Below are 18256 nucleotides of genomic sequence, written 5' to 3' on the forward strand. Positions count from 1 at the left end.
GTTATAAGTTATGAGTTATTTGTTGCAAAGGCGGCATTCCTCATTCCATTACTCCCAAGAGTGCGGTGCCGTCGGCATTGAAATCGCCCAGGCGCACAGACACGAGCTGGTTGTCCAAGGCAGCATCATGAGGGACTTCCACACGGATATAATTGGGAGTGAAGCCGTGCATCGGCAGTCCGGGTTTGGGACGTTCCAGCAACACCGGCATCGTCTGCCCGATATGGCGCGCATAAAAAGCACGGGTCTTTTCGTCCGAAAGCTCCAGCAATTGCTGGCTCCTGCGGTGCTTTTCTTCGGGTGCCACCACGTGGTCTATCTTCAAGGCCTGCGTGCCGGGACGCTCCGAATAGCTGAAGACATGGAGCTGCGTCACGTCCAGGCTCTTGATAAACTCATAAGCCTGCCCGAAATACTCCTCCGTCTCTCCACGGGTACCCACAATCACGTCTACCCCTATAAAGGAATCGGGCATCACTTCCTTTATCTTCTTTATCTTCGAGGCAAACAAGGCGGTATCGTAACGGCGTCGCATCAGCTTCAGCACCTCGTCACTGCCCGACTGCAGCGGTATATGGAAATGAGGCATGAAACGCCGGGAACGGGACACGTATTCTATGATTTCATCTGTCAGCAGATTCGGCTCGATGGAGGATATGCGGTAACGCTCAATGCCTTTCACCTCGTCCAGCGCCTTCACCAAGTCGAAGAAAGTCTCACCGGTAGACTTGCCGAAGTCTCCGATATTGACGCCGGTCAATACAATTTCCTTTCCACCTTCGGCAGCCGCCTGGCTGGCCTGCTCCACCATAGAAGCAATGCTGCCGTTACGGCTACGTCCGCGGGCAAAGGGAATGGTGCAATAGGAACAATAATAATCGCAGCCGTCCTGCACTTTCAGGAAGAAGCGTGTCCGGTCGCCACGCGAACAAGACGGGGCAAACGAACGTATATCCTTCAAAGCGGAAGTGTAGGCCTCGCCGGTCTCGTGCTTCTGTAGATTGCCCAGGTAGTGGAGCAGGTCCTTCTTCTGCTCGGCTCCCAGCACGACGTCCACACCTTCTATCTTTGCCACCGTCTCCGGTTTCAGCTGGGCATAGCAACCGGTCACCACGACAAATGCACCCGGATGTTGCTTCACCAGTTTGTGGATGGCCTGGCGGCACTTCTTGTCTGCCACTTCCGTCACCGAGCAGGTATTCACTACACAAATATCCGCTTTCTCACCCTTGCGCGCCGTACGTACGCCCGCTTCCCGCAAAATTTTACCGATAGTAGAGGTCTCCGAGAAGTTCAGTTTGCACCCCAACGTATAGTAAACCGCCGTCTTATCTTGAAATATATTGGTATCTATCATGAGCTTATAAACACATTTATGCTGCAAATATATACATTATTAATCTATTTTTCCTACTTTTGCACACTCAACTAAAATTTGTGCAATGATACAAGAGAACTTTATCAAACTATACGAGCATAGTTTCCGCGAGAATTGGGACCTCCCCTGCTATACCAACTATGGAGAAAACGAGAGCTATACTTATGGCGAAGTGGCACAAGAAATAGCCAGACTGCACCTTATTTTCAAGTACTGCCAACTGCGCCGCGGCGACAAGATAGCCGTCATCGGCAAGAACAATGCCCGCTGGTGCATCGCCTATATGGCCACCATCACCTACGGCGGTATCGTAGTCCCCATTCTGCAAGACTTCAACCCCAATGATGTCCATCATATCGTAAACCACTCCGAATCGACGTTCCTCTTCACCAGCGATGCCATTTGGGAACATCTGGAAGAAGAACGGCTTACCGGAATTCGCGGTGTGTTCTCGCTGAGCGACTTCCGCTGTCTGTATCAGCGGGACGGCGAAACCATCCAGCGTTTCCTCAAGCATCTGGGCGATGAAATGGAAGCGACCTACCCGAACGGGTTCCGCAAGGAAGACATCGTTTACACGGACCTTTCCAACGACAAGGTCATGCTGCTGAATTATACCTCGGGCACCACCGGATTCAGTAAGGGCGTCATGCTGACGGGAAACAACCTGGCCGGCAACGTCACCTTCGGCATACGTACCGAGCTGCTGAAGAAAGGGGACAAAGTGCTCTCTTTCCTGCCTTTGGCACATGCATACGGCTGCGCATTCGATTTCCTTACCGCCACGGCCGTCGGCACACACGTCACACTGTTGGGAAAAGTGCCTTCCCCAAAGATTCTGATGAAAGCTTTCGAGGAAGTGAAACCCAACCTGATTATCACCGTACCCCTTGTCATTGAAAAGATATACAAGAATGTCATACAGCCCATCATCAACAAAAAGACCATGAAATGGGCACTCAGCATTCCCTTGCTCGACGGACAGATATACGGGCAAATCCGCAAGAAACTGATTGACGCACTGGGCGGACGTTTCAAGGAAGTCATCATAGGAGGCGCGGCCATGAACCCGGAAGTGGAAGAATTCTTCCACCGCATCAAGTTCCCCTTCACCATCGGCTACGGCATGACTGAATGTGCCCCTCTCATCAGCTATGCTCCCTGGAATGAATTCGTCCCGACTTCCTCCGGACGGGTACTCGACATCATGGAAGCCCGTATCTGCAAGGAAAACCCGGACGACAAACTCGGCGAAATACAAGTACGTGGCGAGAACGTGATGACGGGTTATTACAAAAACCCCGAAGCCACCAAAGAAGTCTTCACCGAAGACGGATGGCTTCGCACCGGCGACTTGGGTACACTGGACGACGACAACAACCTATACATACGCGGACGCAGCAAGACCATGATTCTCAGTTCCAGTGGACAGAATATCTTCCCCGAAGAGATAGAAGCACGGCTCAACAACATGCCTTTCGTCCTGGAAAGTCTTGTCATCGAACGGAATAAAAGACTGGTAGCACTGGTTTATGCCGACTATGAAGCCCTGGATTCCTTGGGACTAAACCAGCCGGATAACCTTAAAACCATCATGGATGAGAATCTCAAAAATCTGAATAACAGCGTGGCAGCCTACGAAAAAGTAAGCCAAATCCAACTTTATCCGACTGAATTTGAGAAAACGCCCAAAAGAAGTATCAAGAGATACTTATACAACAGCATTGCCGAAGATTAATATGTTGTAAAACATATAGATAGGGGTAAAAACAGCCGAAGCTCCAAAAAAAATATAAAAAAAGTTGGGGTTTCGAGAACAACATATTCAAAAAGTACATACCTTTGCAACGTTTTAATAAAGCAATTGATTGTATTACGTTTTAAAAGTAAAGAAAATGAAAAAATTAGTTTTGATGGCTGCAGCTATCGTAGCAGTATCTTTCGCATCTTGTGGCAACAAAGCAGCTAACGCTGAACAAGCAACTGCAGATTCTATCCGTATCGCTGACTCAATCGCAGCTGTAGAAGCAGCAGCAGCTGAAGCCGCAGCAGCAGCCGCAGCAGCTGACACTGTAGCAGTAGATAGCGCAGCTGTTGTAGCTGAATAATTTCAGTACAACACTCGAGAGAATTGAAAGTCTGACGTGCATACAAGCACACCAGACTTTTTTTATGTCTTATCCTCTCCTTCTGTTCCCTTCCAATTGTTAAGTCTTGGTCTTATTTCACAAAAAAGGGTATTATATGGCAGATAAATGATAAAGTATAGTGCATATACCAAATAAAAGCCGTTACTTTGCATCAACAAAACAATAAGAGGTTTATTACGATCTACGTTTCACTATGTTTCTCCTCGATTAGCCACATTGAGAATTTTCATTTCTGACTACAACTTCCTAAGACTCCTTTATTGAATTATTAATTTTTTATTTTTGTATTTTATGAATATGTACATTGGAAACCTTAGCTACAACGTTAGGGAATCAGATTTGAGACAAGTAATGGAAGAGTATGGAACAGTAGAGTCAGTAAAACTGATTATGGACCGTAATACAAACAGATCAAAAGGTTTTGCCTTCGTAGAGATGCCCGAAGCTGCTGAAGCCCAACAAGCAATCAACAAACTGAATGGAGCAGAATATGTAGGCCGCCAGATGGTAGTGAAAGAAGCATTGCCAAGAAACTAAAAAATTGTTGACTGACAATAAGGCAAAGAGCATACCCCTGAGTGGGTATGCTCTTTTTTGCATTAGTAACCTCGTAAAGAGACACAAGAGTATTCTTGCCAAACCTCTATACCGCGCGCGTAAACCTCTATGTCAGCATGCGTAAACCGCAGCTTTACGTATCCCTCAATAAGCCCACACACATACGCTCCGAACATAGAAAAGCCCGGTCCTTTATCAGAACCGGGCTTCCTTATCATTATGAAGTCTTTTCTTATGCTTCTTCAGCAACTACTTCGAAAGGAATTTCTACAGAAACTTCCTTGTGCAGCTTAACGATAGCCTTGTAGTTACCCACTTCTTTCACTGCGTCCTTAACAACGATAATCTTACGATCGATGTTGTGACCCAATTTAGCCAGCTCTTCAGCTATCTGGATATTACCAACAGAACCGAAGATAGTACCAGTAGAGCTAACCTTAGTAGCAATCTTCAATGATACGCCTTCCAGCTTAGCAGCCAGTTCTTCAGCATCCTTTTTGATTTTCTCCAGCTTGTGAGCGCGTTGTTTCAGCTCTTCAGCCAACATTTTCTTTGCAGCCGGTGAAGCGATGACAGCTTTACCAGTCGGGATGAGGTAGTTACGACCGTAACCAGACTTTACTGTTACGATGTCGTTCTTATAACCCAAGTTTACGATGTCTTCTTTCAATATAATTTCCATACTTTCCTCCTCCTATTATTTCATCATGTCAGTTACATAGGGCAGCAACGCCAAGTGACGTGCTCTCTTCACAGCTTGAGCTACACGACGTTGGAACTTCAAAGAAGTACCGGTAATACGACGCGGAAGGATTTTACCTTGCTCATTCAAGAATTTCTTCAAGAATTCGGGATCTTTGTAGTCGATGTACTTAATACCGCTCTTTTTGAAACGGCAGTATTTTTTCTTCTTAACGTCTACTGAGGGCGGAGTTAAATATCTGATTTCTGATTGAACTTGTTGTGCCATGATTAATCCTCCTTTTTAGTTGATTTAACACTTCTTCTCTTCGCAGCATATTCAGCAGCGTACTTGTCTTGCTTGAAAGTCAAGAAACGGATAACGCGCTCATCACGACGGAAGTTTATTTCCAATTTCTCAATGACAGTAGGTTCTGCATTGAACTCAATCAGCTGATAGAAACCGGTTGACTTCTTCTGGATAGGATATGCCAGCTTCTTCAGTCCCCAGTTTTCTTCATTTACAATCTCAGCACCTTCAGCAGTAAGGATGCCTTTGAATTTTTCTACCGCTTCCTTCATCTGAACATCAGACAAAACGGGAGTCAAAATGAAAACGGTTTCGTATTGATTCATACTCGTTTAATTAAATAAATAAATTATTCGTTTTAAAAATGCGGTGCAAAGGTAGACATTTTATTTTGAACTACAAACATTTAATGTTTTTTTGTGTAGGGATATAGGAATTGTCTTCGGCTTGCACTATCTTTGCAAAGTTGTTTAAACAATAATTTCATGATAGAGCAATTCAACTTTGATATCCGCCTTATCTTTGCCATACTGAACGGTAAAGTGTCGGCTGCCATTAACCGAAAGCTGTCCCGCAACTTCCGCCAGAACGGTTTGGAGATTACTCCGGAACAGTGGACCGTCCTCATCTTCTTATGGGAAAAGGACGGGGTGACGCAACAAGAGTTGTGTAATGCAACTTTCAAAGACAAGCCCAGCATGACGCGCTTGATAGACAATATGGAGCGTCAGCATCTCGTCGTGCGCATATCGGACAAGAAAGACCGCCGAACCAATCTGATACATCTGACCAAGGACGGCAAGGAGCTGGAAGAACGCGCGCGCGTCATTGCCAACCAGACCCTCAAAGAAGCCTTGAAAGGCATCACCATCGAAGAGCTCAGTGTGAGCCAGGAGGTGCTGAGGAAGATTTTCTTCAATACGAAGGACTAAGATATAGGGAGGAGGGGTTAAGGATTAGAGATTAAGGGAGGAGAAAACAAGGGGATGAAGCGTCATTTTTCATTCCTCATCTTCCATTCTTTATTAAAATATGGATTTTTTGCAAAAATAATTTCGCTTGTTAAAGAATTATGCTTTTCTTTGTGACAAGAATACGAAAGAATATAATAATCTAATTAAAATACACACACATGAAAGGCTTATTAAAAAATCTGGGATTGATATTAGTCGTAATAGGAGCTGTAATCCTGGTTGCATGTTCTTTTACCGGCAATGTTAACAACAATGCCATCTTGGGCAGTTCTGCCGTTTTGGTTGTAGTGGGATTGATTTCCTACATTGTCATCAACAAGAGAATTGTCGACTAATATCAAAAGAAAAGAAATAAAGAAGGCGGTTAGCATATACATGCAAACCGCCTTTTTTATTTTCTCTCCCCCAGAGGAGCCGAGTCTCATCAAGACTCAGCTTCCGGAGTAATCAGTTTATATCCTTTTCCGTGAATGTTGATGATTTCAATCGAATCATCTTCTTTCAGGTGCTTACGCAGCTTTGTGATATATACATCCATACTACGTGCATTGAAATAGTTGTCATCAATCCAAATAGTCTTCAACGCAAAGTCACGCTGCAGAATTTCGTTGGCATGTGCACAAAGCAAGCCCAGCAGTTCGGATTCTTTGGTGGTCAGTTTAGTCTGCTTCTCGGCAGTCGCCAGAATCTGTTTCTGCGTGTCGAATGTAAACTTACCAATCTTATAGATGTTGCTCTCCTTGTTCTTCTTTCCGCGAACACGTCTCAGGATAGCTTCAATTCTGAAAGTCAGCTCTTCCATACTGAAGGGCTTGGTGATGTAGTCATCGGCACCAATCTTGAAACCTTCCAGAATATCTTCCTTCAATGTTTTTGCCGTCAAGAAGATAATAGGTATTTCGGCATTGGCCGCACGCACTTCTTGTGCCAGTGTGAATCCGTCTTTCTTCGGCATCATCACATCAAACACACACAAGTCATATTTATTCTTCAGGAAAGCCTTGTATCCTGCTTCTCCATCGGGATATAACTCGGCAGCGTAACCTTTTGCCTGTAAATATTCTCTTAAAAGCATGCCAAGATTTTCATCATCTTCGCACAATAAAATACGCAGTTTCTCGTCCATATCAATCAATTTTTTAATAAAGGTAATGCAATAATAAATTTAGTTCCTACGTTCAGTTCACTTTCTGCCCGGATAGTTCCCTTATGATCCATGATAATCTTCTTCACATAAGCCAGTCCCAAGCCGAAGCCTTTCACATCGTGCAGATTACCTGTATGCACGCGATAGAACTTCTCGAATATCTTTTTCAAATTCTCCTTCTTGATGCCGATGCCGTTATCTTGGATGGAAATCATCAGTTTGCCAGGCTCATTCCAAGTCTTCACCGTCAGTTGCAGATCCGCATCCGGACGTTTATACTTCACTGCATTATCCATGAGATTGAAAATCACATTGGTGATATGCATCTCATCGGCAAAAATGGCAGAGTTGGTAGCTTTAAGCTCCGATTCAATCTTTCCATTATAACGCTCCACTTTCAGTGTAAACGTGTTGATAACACCCGCTATCAGCTCGTTGGCATCCAGTTCCTTATTCTTCAAAGTAGCCTTCTGACGGTCAAACATCGACATCTGAAGCACTTTTTCTACCTGGAACCTCAAGCGCTTCGTTTCATCGTTGATGACACCCGATATATGCTGGAACATAGTCGGAGACTTGCCCACAGCCGGGTCTTTCAACATCTGTGCCGCCAGAGAAATCGTCGATATCGGCGTCTTGAACTCGTGCGTCATATTGTTGATGAAATCATTCTTCATCTCCGTCAGCTTCTTCTGGCGGAATACGATGTAAATCGTAAAGATGAACGTCACCAGCAGTACAAAAGTAAATATCATCGACGGTATCATAAACCTGACCGAATCGAAGATATAATCCTTCTTTCCCGGAAAATGTATCTTGACGATACTCATACGGGCTGGTGGGTCATTCAAAAACAATGGCTGCGAATAAGAGCTTTCACTCCCTGCATCGCTATAATCCGCACAACGGTATACCTCCCGACCTTCCCGGTCTATCACCTTGAAGTGATAATCCATATCACCGAGACCATTCTCTATCAGACCTGCTTTTAGATACTGGTCCAGACTTTTGAAATTAACACGCTCCTCAATCGGCTTGTCGCTGGCATTGTATACCATCTGCAACACCACCTCGTCTACCAATGCACGCTGGTAAAGATAGCGGTTTTTAAGCATCTCTATCTGCGAGCGTGAAGTCTGAGGAATGGTTTTTGCTCCGTGTTTGCGTGAAATCATTGCTCTTGGCAATTCAGAAGGCTCGTTACTGAAAGTTTTCAATTCCACCGAAGAACGGACACTGCCATCCGGAGCTGTCATCACAAACCGCTGGGTACGCATCACTCCGCTACTGCTTTGCGATTGTTCCCACGCCTTCTTTTCTGCCTCGGAGATATCCTCATTCAGCCAACGCACAACCTCTGCGGACTCTGCCTCTTTCGAAGCAGCCATCAACGCACGCTTCACCGATTCATCAAATTGTCCGTTACGCATCTTCACCATTTCCTCAATATAGCTTATCTGCAGATACAGCAAACTAAGGAAGGAAAGCCCCATAACAACACCTAATATCCATATAGTTGACTTTTTCATAGTCACAAAATTAACACTCCCTAATTAACACTCCTAACCAATTAACCTGATTTAACCGGACGTTCTCGTAAATTAACCGAAGACCATTTTTTAGGTTGTATTATGAGCATTATAACAAAAACACAAGCCTTTGGTTTGCAAATTTAATAAAAAATTAATCATTCAATTCACAATTCTGCATGTTCTTAATCTACGTTAATGAAAAAAGCCGTTATTACTTGCCATGAAGTAACAACGGCTTTAACAATTGTTATATTAGCAGCCGGTAGTTACAACAGCCAAACTACCAACCCCTGAAAATCATTCTTCAGCTTGCTTTGCCTCAAATTCCTTAATCAGTTTATCCTGCACATCACTCGGAACGAGTTCATAGCTGGCAAACTTCATGATGAACGAAGCACGTCCACCGGTCAGTGAGCTAAGTGCCGTAGAGTAGGATGACATTTCCTTCAAAGGCACCTTAGCACTCAGTTTTTCGTAACCGGCCTCGCTGCTCATACCCATAATCATGGCACGGCGTCCCTGCAAGTCCCCCATCACATCACCCATCTTGTCCGACGGAACAAATACTTCCACGTCATAAATGGGTTCTAGAATCTTCGGGCCTGCATTCTTGAACGCTTCGCTGAACGCATTCCGTCCCGCCAGCATAAAGGAGATTTCATTGGAGTCAACCGGATGCATTTTTCCGTCATATACGATGACACGTACATCGCGAGCATACGAACCAGTCAACGGTCCCTGCTCCATACGTGACATGATACCCTTCAAGATGGCCGGCATGAAACGTGCATCAATGGAACCACCCACAATACTATTGACGAATACCAGCTTGCCACCCCATTCCAATGGAACTTCTTCAGTACCCTTGACGTTCATCTTGAACTCCTGACCATTGAATTTATAGGTTTCGGGCAACGGCATGCCTTCGTAGTAAGGCTCAACAATCAGATGAACTTCACCGAACTGGCCTGCACCACCCGACTGCTTCTTATGGCGATAATCCGCACGGGCAGCTTTGGTAATCGTTTCGCGATACGGTATTCTCGGTTCTTCAAACTTGATTTGCAGTTTTTCATTGTTTTCCAGACGCCACTTCAAGGTACGCAAATGGAATTCACCTTGTCCGTGTACAATAGTCTGACGCAATTCTTTAGACTGGTCTATCACCCACGTCGGGTCTTCCTCTCGCATACGGTTCAAAGCAACCATCATCTTTTCTGTATCCGACTCGTTCAACGGCTTGATAGCACGTGAGTATTTGGAGTTCGGATATTTAATGAAGTTGAAACGGTTTTCAGAGCCCTTACCGTTCAATGTATTGCCGGTATGTACATCCTTCAGTTTCACTGTACAGCCGATGTCACCGGCTACCATTTCCTCTACCTTGATACGGTTGGCACCGGCACAAGCATAAATCTGCGCGATGCGTTCCTTGGAACCGCGGTCTGCATTGGCAAAATCATCACCTTCGTGCACTTTACCACTCATAACCTTGAAGTATTGAACATCACCGATATGCGGCTCAACGGCAGTCTTGAAGAAATACAAGGAAGTCGGTCCGTTAGAATCCGGCTTCACCACCTCACCGCGTGTATTGTGCACCGGTGGCATTTCGTCCACAAACGGCACCACATTACCCAGGAACTCCATCAGACGGCGTACACCCATATCCTTGCCGGCACAGACGCAGAATACCGGGAACATACCTCGTGAAGCCAGTCCCTTGCGGATACCTTCGCGCATTTCGTCTTCTGTCAAAGAGTCCTGCTCAAAGAATTTTTCCATCAGGCCTTCGTCATGTTCGGCTGCAGCTTCTACCAAAGCCTTGTGCAGTTCTGTAGCCTTTTCCATTTCTTCGGCCGGAATTTCTTCAATAATGGGAGCGCCACCTTCGGGTCCCCACGAATATTTTTTCATCAAAAGTACATCGATCAACGAATTGAAGTTCGGTCCGGTAGCCAGCGGATATTGCACGGGCACCACCTTCGGACCGTATATGGTTTGCAACTGCTCAAGCACCATATCATAATCGCACTTTTCATTATCGAGCTGGTTTACCAGGAAAATAACCGGTTTGCCCAGTTTCTCGGTGTAGCGGAAATGGTTCTGCGTACCTACCTCGGGACCGTATTGCCCGTTCAGCAGCAGAATGGCAGTATCTGTAACGTTGAGCGCCGTCATGGCAGCCCCTACAAAGTCATCACTACCCGGGCAGTCAATGATATTCAGTTTCTTGCCGTTCCACTCCACATGGAAAACGGTGGAAAACACAGAATAGCCGTATTCCTGCTCCACCGGGAAGTAATCGCTGACTGTATTCTTGGCAGTAATCCTGCCGCGACGTTTTATAATACCACTCTCAAAGAGCAGCGCTTCCGTGAGAGTGGTTTTACCCGAGCCGTCATTGCCAAGGAGGGCAATGTTCTTAATTTCATTCGTCTGATATACTTTCATGATATATTAAGATTTTAAGTGAATAACCTGACATACGATGATGCCGTTAACTTTTTGTGAGGCGCAAATTAGGCATTAATTCAAAGAAAAGCAACATCGGGAAGCATGTTATATAACACACTTCCTCCACCAACAAAGAATATAATGTTCTTCTGCCAATAAACTGCCCGAATTCACAAGTCATCCAACTTCTTGGACGGCTTAAATATTTCTTATAACTTTGCAGGAAAAAGAATCCCCCCCGAAAACCATGAACAAACTACTGTTAACAGCACTGCTCGTTCTATGTCCATATTGGGCAATGGGACAGTCCAACCAAAAAACAACCAGGAAAGCCCCTCTCATCGGCATTTCCTGCTCACATCCGGGCCGAAGCTCATCTACACAGATGACGTATACCGAGTCTGTAATCCAGGCAGGTGGAACACCTATACTGATTTCCATCACTACCGATAGCCTTGTCTTGACAGACATTGCCAACCGGCTGGACGGTATCATTCTGATAGGAGGAGGAGACATCCACCCTTCCTATTTCAATGAATCGCCCATCGAACAGCTGGGAGAGGTGGACTCCCTGCGTGATGTATACGACATGGCACTCATCCGCCTGGCTACCCGGCGTAACATTCCGATGTTTGGCATCTGCCGGGGAGAACAGTTAATCAATGTAGCTTTCGGTGGAACCCTTTATCAGGATATCCCTACCCAGCATCCCGACACCACTGTCTGCCACCAGCAGCAGGAACCGAGCAGTATACCAACTCATACCGTCCACCTCACTCCCGGTTCTGCCATGGCATCCATAACCGGACAGACACAACTTTTCACCAATACTCACCATCACCAGGCGGTCAAGCAAGTTGCCCCGGGATTCAGCGTAACGGGTTGGTCGTCAGACAGTATTCCCGAAGCTATAGAGTCTTCCCACGAATATCCGATATGGGGTGTGCAATTCCATCCCGAAGCTCTGGCTACGGCAGGCGACAGCATCTCTGCCAGATTCTTCTATTTTCTGGTTCAAAAGGCAGCTACCTACCGGCATGCCAAAGAGATTCACCGCCGCATCCTCTCCCTCGACACGCATACAGACACCCCACTTGATTTTGACGTTTCCTATAATATAGGTACGCGCGAAAAAACGCAGGTTTGCCTGCCCAAGATGCGAGAAGGAAAATTGGATGGACAATACCTGGCATGCTGGGTGCGCCAAGGCCCGTGCGATGAAGAGAACAGTCTGAAAGCCATTGACCGAGTGGATGAGTTGATACGCCACATCTACCGACAAGTGGAGATGAACGGGGAGCAATGTGCCATAGCCCGCACGCCCGATGATTTGTCCAGGCTCAAGACCGAAGGAAAGAAAGCTTTTTATATTGGCATCGAAAACGGATACGGCATCGGCAAGGATTTGAAGAATATCACCCGTTTCCATGATGCAGGCGTTACCTACATCACCCTTTGCCACACCCGCAACAATGACATCTGCGACAGTTCTTCGGACACGACTGCCCGTTGGAACGGCTTAAGTCCTTACGGTAGAAAAGTGGTGAAAGAAATGAACCGGCTGGGAATAATGATAGACCTTTCCCATGCAGCCGAAAGCACCTTCTGGGATGTACTGAAATATTCAAAAGCACCGGTCATAGTCTCCCACTCCTCTGCAAGCGCCATCTACAGACACGACCGCAATCTGACCGACGAACAGCTACGCGCCCTTGCCGCACATGGCGGTGTGGCTCAAGCCTGCCTGGTAGACGAGTTCCTGAACCCGGATGCCAAGAAAACCAACCTTACGGACTTCATGAAACACCTGCTGCACATGGTTGAAGTGGCAGGCATAGACCACGTGGGCATTGGCTCGGACTTCGACGGTGGAGGCGGGGTCAAAGGATGCAATGGGGACAATGATTTCATCAATATCACCGTCCGTCTGCTGGAACATGGATTTACAGAAACAGACATCGCCAAGATATGGGGTGGAAATTTCCTCCGGGTGATGAAACAAGTACAAACCAAATAGAAAAGACCGAAAAACATCACAAAAAGGAGAGATTAGAGCTATAATCTCTCCTTTTTGACACATTTACATACCCTCCATTTCTCAACTTTCGCATATCTTTGCCCAAAACATAAACGATTTATTAATTATCTAATACCGAATTCTTAAATGAAAAGGAAAATTATTTGGAGTTTTGCATTGCTGGCCTGCCTTTGCTGCCTGCCATCTGCAAAAACAAAAGCACAAACGAAAAATGCCGCAATCATACCCGGGGAAGTATGGAAAGACACCGACGGCAATCCCATCAACGCCCATGGCGGCGGCCTTCTTTACCACGAAGGGACCTACTATTGGTATGGCGAATACAAAAAAGGGGGAACCATCCTGCCCGAATGGGCTACGTGGGAATGCTACCGCACCGACGTAACCGGTGTCAGCTGCTACTCTTCAAAAGACCTGCTGAACTGGAAGTTCGAGGGTATTGTACTTCCTGCCGTGAAAGATGACGAGAAACACGACCTGCACCCCAGCAAGGTGTTGGAACGTCCCAAAGTGATTTACAACGAAAAGACAAAGAAATTCGTCATGTGGGCGCATGTGGAAAGCGCCGACTACAGTAAGGCATGTGCCGGCGTAGCGGTCAGCGATTCTCCTACCGGGACATTCACCTATGTAGGCAGCTTCCGTCCCAACGGTGCGATGAGCCGCGACCAAACAGTGTTCGTTGATGATAACGGCAAGGCATATCAGTTCTACTCGTCGGAAAACAACGCTACCTTATATATAAGCGAACTAACGGATGACTACCTGAAGCCCACTGGTCGCTATACACGCAATTTCGTGAAGCAAAGCCGCGAAGCACCCGCCGTATTCAAGTATAACGGCAAGTACTATATGCTCTCTTCCGGTTGTACCGGCTGGGATCCCAATGTTGCCGAACTGGCTGTGGCCGACTCCATCATGGGGCAATGGACTACCATCGGCAATCCGTGTACCGGTCCTGATGCAGATAAGACCTTCTATGCACAAAGCACTTACGTGCAGCAAGTATACGGAAAAGGAAATGCCTACATTGCCATGTTCGACCGCTGGAAAAAGAAAAACCTTGAGGACTCACGCTACGTATGGCTCCCGCTTGAATTCGGCAAGGACGGCACAATCACGATACCCTGGCGCGACAGCTGGGACCCGCGTACCCAATGGGAAGAACAAGGCGACTTCTCTGCCGGCAAAGGAACATTCCTATTGAATGGCAAGCCGTTTGTCATCAAAGCCGCAGAGCTGCACTATCCACGTATCCCCAAAGCCTATTGGGACCAACGCATCAAGCTATGCAAGGCACTGGGCATGAACACCATCTGCCTTTATGTATTCTGGAACTCCCACGAGTCTCAGCCGGGAGTGTTCGACTTCACCGGACAGAATGACCTGGCGGAATTCTGCCGCCTATGCCAGCAGAATGACATGTATGTCATCCTGCGCCCGGGACCGTATGTCTGTGCCGAATGGGAAATGGGCGGACTGCCCTGGTGGTTACTCAAGAAAAAAGATATCCGCCTGCGCGAATCCGACCCCTACTTTATGGAGCGTGTAGGTATCTTCGAAAAAGCCGTTGCCGAGCAGGTAGCTGGTATGACCATACAGAACGGAGGTCCCATCATCATGGTACAAGTAGAGAACGAATACGGCTCCTACGGGGAAGACAAAGGCTACGTATCGCAAATCCGCGACATCGTACGCGCCAACTACCCCGGCGTAGCACTGTTCCAATGCGACTGGGCGTCCAACTTCACCAAGAACGGACTCCACGACCTGGTATGGACCATGAACTTCGGTACAGGAGCCAACATCGACCAACAATTTGCACCGCTGAAGAAACTCCGTCCTGATAGCCCGCTGATGTGCTCCGAATTCTGGAGCGGCTGGTTCGACAAGTGGGGAGCCAACCACGAAACCCGTCCGGCTGCCGACATGATTGCCGGCATTGACGAGATGTTGTCCAAAGGCATCTCCTTCAGCCTCTACATGACCCACGGAGGGACCAACTGGGGACACTGGGCAGGAGCCAACTCACCCGGATTCGCCCCTGACGTAACCTCTTACGACTACGACGCCCCCATCAGCGAATCGGGACAGACCACTCCCAAATACTGGGAATTGCGAAAAGCATTGTCCAAATACATGAACGGCGAGAAGCAGGCTAAAGTTCCCGCTTTAATCAAGCCCATCCGTATTCCGTCTTTCCAATTTACAGAGATGGCTCCTTTGTTCGACAATCTTCCTGCTGCCAAGAAAGACCGCAATATCCGTACCATGGAGGAATATAACCAGGGATTCGGAAGTATTCTCTACCGCACCACACTGCCCGAGATGAAAACCCCGTCCCTGCTCACTGTGAACGATGCGCACGATTATGCCCAAGTTTTCCTGGATGGCAAATACATCGGCAAACTGGACCGCCGCAACGGTGAAAAGCAACTGGAATTCCCCGCCTGCCCCAAAGGTGCACGCCTCGACATTCTGGTAGAAGCCATGGGCCGCATCAACTTTGGACGTGCCATCAAGGACTTCAAGGGTATCACCCAAAGCGTAGAACTTACCGTAGACATCGACGGCCGTCCTTTCACCTGCAACCTGAAGGATTGGGAAGTCTATAATCTCGAAGATACATACGATTTCTATAAGAACATGAAGTTCCAGCCCATCGGCTCACTGAAAGATGAGTTAGGACAACGCATTCCGGGTTGCTACCGTGCCACCTTTAAGGTGAACAAGCCCAGCGACACATTCCTAAACTTCGAGACTTGGGGCAAGGGACTTGTCTACGTCAACGGGCACGCCATGGGACGCATTTGGGAAATCGGCCCGCAACAGACCCTCTACATCCCGGGATGCTGGTTGAAGAAAGGTGAGAATGAAGTGATTGTCTTCGACATCATCGGTCCCAAAGAAGTTAAGTCCGAAGGACTGAGCGAGCCATTACTGGACCAGTTGCTCGTCACCAAACCGCTGACGCACCGCAATGAGGGTGAAAATCTCGACTTGTCCGGTGAGCAGCCCGTCCTCTCCGGCAGCTTCAATCCCGGCAACGGTTGGCAGGAACGCAAATTCGACCAACCCGTCACCGGACGTTATGTCTGCCTGGAAGCCTTGAGTGCACAAGATGGAAAAGACCTGGCTTGCATTGCCGAAATGTATCTGCTGGATGAGAATGGGGAACGTCTGTCACGCGAACCCTGGATTGTCAATTATGCCGACAGCGAAGACGTATCCCACGTCAACTGTTCTGCGGACAAAATCTTCGACCTCCAGGAATCAACCTATTGGAGCACAACAAAAGACACTCCATACCCGCATTCTGTCGTGATTGACTTGGGTAGTACCCGCACCCTGACCGGCATACAATATCTACCCAGAATGGAAAGCGAGGTACCGGGTGGAATCAAAGACTTCAAGGTTTACGTAAAATCCAGGGCTTTCAACTATTAAGCCGGATTTACAACACTAATAGATTCTTTAGACACGGATTACATGAAAAATCATGGATAATAAATGAAGAATATCCATGATTTTTCGCGTAATCCGTGCCTAACTTAAAATCAATCAAACAGATTTTCCGTACAATTCATCGTCTACCACAGCCAGCATTCCCTCCACTTGAGCCAATGCCAGCATACGGCCATGAAAAGAATAACCTGTATTGTACCCTTTATCCTCGTCGCCCAACATCATGCGACCGTGGTCCACACGCATCGGCAATCCCGGATTTTCTTTCTCAAAGATACGAATCAAATCAATGAGGTGTCCCCTTCCCTCCAGATGGGAACTTTCGATAAAGTTTCCACCCGGTATTGCCTTCGTACTGCGCAAATGCACAAAGTGGGTACGCCTGGCAAACTTCCTTGCCAGTTCACGGGTATCATTCTGTTCACCCGCACTCAATGAACCGGCGCAAAAAGTCAGGCCATTATGGGGATTGTCCACTGCACTCAGTATCCAGGCAATATCTGCCTCGTCTGTCACAATGCGCGGCAACCCCAATACCTGAAAAGGAGGGTCATCGGGGTGTACACACATATTCACCCCATATTCCTCGCATACCGGCATGATGGCAGACAAGAAATAACGCATATTCTCGCGCAGAGCCTCCCGGTCTATCCCTTTGTATAGCGCCAGCAAACGCTTGAACAGGGTTACCGGCTCCTTGTCACCTTCCTTGATGTTGCCATTTACGAATCCTTGTGTCTTTACGATAATCGTATCTACCAGCTCTGCCTTTTCAAACTCCGTAATCACCTTATCCAGTTCTGCCACCTTGTCCAGCTCTTCCGGAGAATAATCGGCTTCCGCATTCTCCCGTTCCAATATCATCAGGTCGAAGTAGGCAAAACGGATTCTGTCGAAATAAAGAGAAGATGTCCCGTCTTCCCAGGGATGTTGCAAGTCCGTGCGAATCCAGTCAATCACCGGCATGAAGTTGTAGCATACCGTCCGGATGCCTGCCTTGCCGAGATTGGCAAGGCTTATCTTATAGTTCTCTATCAATCGGTCACGCTCACTCCCCGCATATTTGACAGCCTCGCACACCGGCAGACTTTCTACTACAGACCAGCGCAATCCGAAGGATTCAATATAATCCCTCAAATCTTCAATGGCTTCCAACGTCCATATTTCACCGTTGGGAACTTCATGCAAGGCAGTGACAACGCCTTCCACTCCTATCTGTTGCAACATGGCAAGGGTTATCTTGTCTTTCTTGCCAAACCATCTCCAAGTCTTTTCCATTCTTTATTATTAATTTTCTTGTTTTTCAGGCGTTCAAACGACCCGTTACCTTTTTGCAAAAGTAAGAAAGAATATGAGAACTGTCCATTCTGAATGGATAGATTTGTTTGTTCGCAATGAAAACAATATCTTAGCACTTCATTACATATATTAATTACGCTTATGCAAGACATAACAAACGGACGTTGCGGCTGGTGCGGAACCGACGAGCTGTATATGAAATACCACGATGAAGAGTGGGGAAAAACGGTAACAGACGACAAGACACTATTCGAGTTTCTTGTATTG

Annotated in this window: 16 protein-coding genes; 8 read left to right on the top strand and 8 right to left on the bottom strand. The window is 47.0% G+C overall.

Annotated elements, in window-relative coordinates:
* Nucleotides 1-40: 40 nt before the first annotated feature.
* Nucleotides 41-1357 carry a tRNA (N(6)-L-threonylcarbamoyladenosine(37)-C(2))-methylthiotransferase MtaB gene (mtaB, locus tag DWZ03_RS07615; RefSeq protein WP_120129457.1) on the bottom strand — a complete coding sequence of 439 codons (1317 nt, stop codon included), beginning with the start codon at nt 1355-1357 and terminating at the stop codon, nt 41-43.
* Nucleotides 1358-1442: 85 nt separating this feature from the next.
* Here mtaB and DWZ03_RS07620 point away from each other — a divergent pair, with 85 nt between their 5' ends.
* The 3 genes from DWZ03_RS07620 (at nt 1443) to DWZ03_RS07630 (ending at nt 4065) form a co-directional block, all read left to right on the top strand.
* On the top strand, nt 1443-3116 hold the full coding sequence (locus DWZ03_RS07620; RefSeq protein WP_117599982.1) for a long-chain fatty acid--CoA ligase: 1674 nt from the start codon (nt 1443-1445) through the stop codon (nt 3114-3116).
* Between the two features lie 157 nt (nt 3117-3273).
* Nucleotides 3274-3486, top strand: coding sequence for a hypothetical protein (locus DWZ03_RS07625; RefSeq protein WP_005833237.1), 213 nt, complete (start codon nt 3274-3276; stop codon nt 3484-3486).
* Nucleotides 3487-3819: 333 nt separating this feature from the next.
* Nucleotides 3820-4065, top strand: coding sequence for an RNA recognition motif domain-containing protein (locus DWZ03_RS07630; RefSeq protein ID WP_005830186.1), 246 nt, complete (start codon nt 3820-3822; stop codon nt 4063-4065).
* 253 nt (nt 4066-4318) lie between these two features.
* On the opposite strand, the gene rplI is transcribed toward DWZ03_RS07630, so the two are convergent.
* From rplI to rpsF, 3 genes are read right to left on the bottom strand one after another with little or no spacing between them, the layout of a single operon-like run.
* Nucleotides 4319-4768, bottom strand: coding sequence for a 50S ribosomal protein L9 (gene rplI, locus DWZ03_RS07635; RefSeq protein WP_005830185.1), 450 nt, complete (start codon nt 4766-4768; stop codon nt 4319-4321).
* A 15-nt stretch (nt 4769-4783) separates the two neighbouring features.
* Complete coding sequence (gene rpsR / locus DWZ03_RS07640) at nt 4784-5056, bottom strand: 30S ribosomal protein S18 (protein WP_004288442.1); 273 nt, start codon at nt 5054-5056, stop codon at nt 4784-4786.
* Between the two features lie 2 nt (nt 5057-5058).
* On the bottom strand, nt 5059-5403 hold the full coding sequence (gene rpsF, locus DWZ03_RS07645; protein ID WP_005657357.1) for a 30S ribosomal protein S6: 345 nt from the start codon (nt 5401-5403) through the stop codon (nt 5059-5061).
* Nucleotides 5404-5562: 159 nt separating this feature from the next.
* Here rpsF and DWZ03_RS07650 point away from each other — a divergent pair, with 159 nt between their 5' ends.
* Together DWZ03_RS07650 and DWZ03_RS19965 are read left to right on the top strand one after the other, a co-directional pair.
* Nucleotides 5563-6009, top strand: a complete 447-nt coding sequence (locus DWZ03_RS07650) for a MarR family winged helix-turn-helix transcriptional regulator (protein WP_005830183.1) — start codon at nt 5563-5565, stop codon at nt 6007-6009.
* 200 nt (nt 6010-6209) lie between these two features.
* Nucleotides 6210-6386 carry a hypothetical protein gene (locus DWZ03_RS19965; protein ID WP_005830181.1) on the top strand — a complete coding sequence of 59 codons (177 nt, stop codon included), beginning with the start codon at nt 6210-6212 and terminating at the stop codon, nt 6384-6386.
* An 89-nt stretch (nt 6387-6475) separates the two neighbouring features.
* On the opposite strand, the gene DWZ03_RS07655 is transcribed toward DWZ03_RS19965, so the two are convergent.
* The 3 genes from DWZ03_RS07655 to DWZ03_RS07665 form a co-directional block, all read right to left on the bottom strand.
* The gene (locus tag DWZ03_RS07655) at nt 6476-7177 is read right to left on the bottom strand and encodes a response regulator transcription factor (RefSeq protein ID WP_005830176.1); all 702 of its coding nucleotides are present in this window, start codon (nt 7175-7177) and stop codon (nt 6476-6478) included.
* Nucleotides 7178-7182: 5 nt separating this feature from the next.
* Nucleotides 7183-8727, bottom strand: a complete 1545-nt coding sequence (locus DWZ03_RS07660) for a sensor histidine kinase (RefSeq protein ID WP_005830174.1) — start codon at nt 8725-8727, stop codon at nt 7183-7185.
* 300 nt (nt 8728-9027) lie between these two features.
* Entirely contained in the window at nt 9028-11184 is a 2157-nt protein-coding gene (locus DWZ03_RS07665; protein ID WP_057087180.1) for an elongation factor G, read from the bottom strand.
* Between the two features lie 250 nt (nt 11185-11434).
* Here DWZ03_RS07665 and DWZ03_RS07670 point away from each other — a divergent pair, with 250 nt between their 5' ends.
* On the top strand, nt 11435-13204 hold the full coding sequence (locus DWZ03_RS07670; RefSeq protein ID WP_098032138.1) for a gamma-glutamyl-gamma-aminobutyrate hydrolase family protein: 1770 nt from the start codon (nt 11435-11437) through the stop codon (nt 13202-13204).
* 147 nt (nt 13205-13351) lie between these two features.
* Nucleotides 13352-16672 carry a beta-galactosidase gene (locus DWZ03_RS07675; RefSeq protein WP_005833249.1) on the top strand — a complete coding sequence of 1107 codons (3321 nt, stop codon included), beginning with the start codon at nt 13352-13354 and terminating at the stop codon, nt 16670-16672.
* Between the two features lie 114 nt (nt 16673-16786).
* Here DWZ03_RS07675 and uxuA read toward each other — a convergent pair whose 3' ends face one another.
* Nucleotides 16787-17968 (bottom strand): mannonate dehydratase, encoded by a 1182-nt coding sequence (uxuA, locus tag DWZ03_RS07680; RefSeq protein WP_005833251.1) that lies wholly within the window; start codon nt 17966-17968, stop codon nt 16787-16789.
* Between the two features lie 162 nt (nt 17969-18130).
* On the opposite strand from uxuA, the gene DWZ03_RS07685 reads away from it, so the two are divergent.
* Nucleotides 18131-18256, top strand: a 126-nt coding sequence (locus DWZ03_RS07685; RefSeq protein WP_165859852.1) for a DNA-3-methyladenine glycosylase I, incomplete at its 3' end; no start/stop codon positions are given.

The organism is Bacteroides sp. AF29-11 (genome assembly GCF_003602895.1).
GTDB lineage: Bacteria > Bacteroidota > Bacteroidia > Bacteroidales > Bacteroidaceae > Bacteroides > Bacteroides uniformis.

Bases quoted from the DNA above. Each gene is read 5' to 3' on its own strand.
- mtaB (WP_120129457.1), bottom strand. From the start codon at position 1,357: ATGATAGATACCAATATATTTCAAGATAAGACGGCGGTTTACTATACG.
- DWZ03_RS07620 (WP_117599982.1), top strand. From the start codon at position 1,443: ATGATACAAGAGAACTTTATCAAACTATACGAGCATAGTTTCCGCGAG.
- DWZ03_RS07625 (WP_005833237.1), top strand. From the start codon at position 3,274: ATGAAAAAATTAGTTTTGATGGCTGCAGCTATCGTAGCAGTATCTTTC.
- DWZ03_RS07630 (WP_005830186.1), top strand. From the start codon at position 3,820: ATGAATATGTACATTGGAAACCTTAGCTACAACGTTAGGGAATCAGAT.
- rplI (WP_005830185.1), bottom strand. From the start codon at position 4,768: ATGGAAATTATATTGAAAGAAGACATCGTAAACTTGGGTTATAAGAAC.
- rpsR (WP_004288442.1), bottom strand. From the start codon at position 5,056: ATGGCACAACAAGTTCAATCAGAAATCAGATATTTAACTCCGCCCTCA.
- rpsF (WP_005657357.1), bottom strand. From the start codon at position 5,403: ATGAATCAATACGAAACCGTTTTCATTTTGACTCCCGTTTTGTCTGAT.
- DWZ03_RS07650 (WP_005830183.1), top strand. From the start codon at position 5,563: ATGATAGAGCAATTCAACTTTGATATCCGCCTTATCTTTGCCATACTG.
- DWZ03_RS19965 (WP_005830181.1), top strand. From the start codon at position 6,210: ATGAAAGGCTTATTAAAAAATCTGGGATTGATATTAGTCGTAATAGGA.
- DWZ03_RS07655 (WP_005830176.1), bottom strand. From the start codon at position 7,177: ATGGACGAGAAACTGCGTATTTTATTGTGCGAAGATGATGAAAATCTT.
- DWZ03_RS07660 (WP_005830174.1), bottom strand. From the start codon at position 8,727: ATGAAAAAGTCAACTATATGGATATTAGGTGTTGTTATGGGGCTTTCC.
- DWZ03_RS07665 (WP_057087180.1), bottom strand. From the start codon at position 11,184: ATGAAAGTATATCAGACGAATGAAATTAAGAACATTGCCCTCCTTGGC.
- DWZ03_RS07670 (WP_098032138.1), top strand. From the start codon at position 11,435: ATGAACAAACTACTGTTAACAGCACTGCTCGTTCTATGTCCATATTGG.
- DWZ03_RS07675 (WP_005833249.1), top strand. From the start codon at position 13,352: ATGAAAAGGAAAATTATTTGGAGTTTTGCATTGCTGGCCTGCCTTTGC.
- uxuA (WP_005833251.1), bottom strand. From the start codon at position 17,968: ATGGAAAAGACTTGGAGATGGTTTGGCAAGAAAGACAAGATAACCCTT.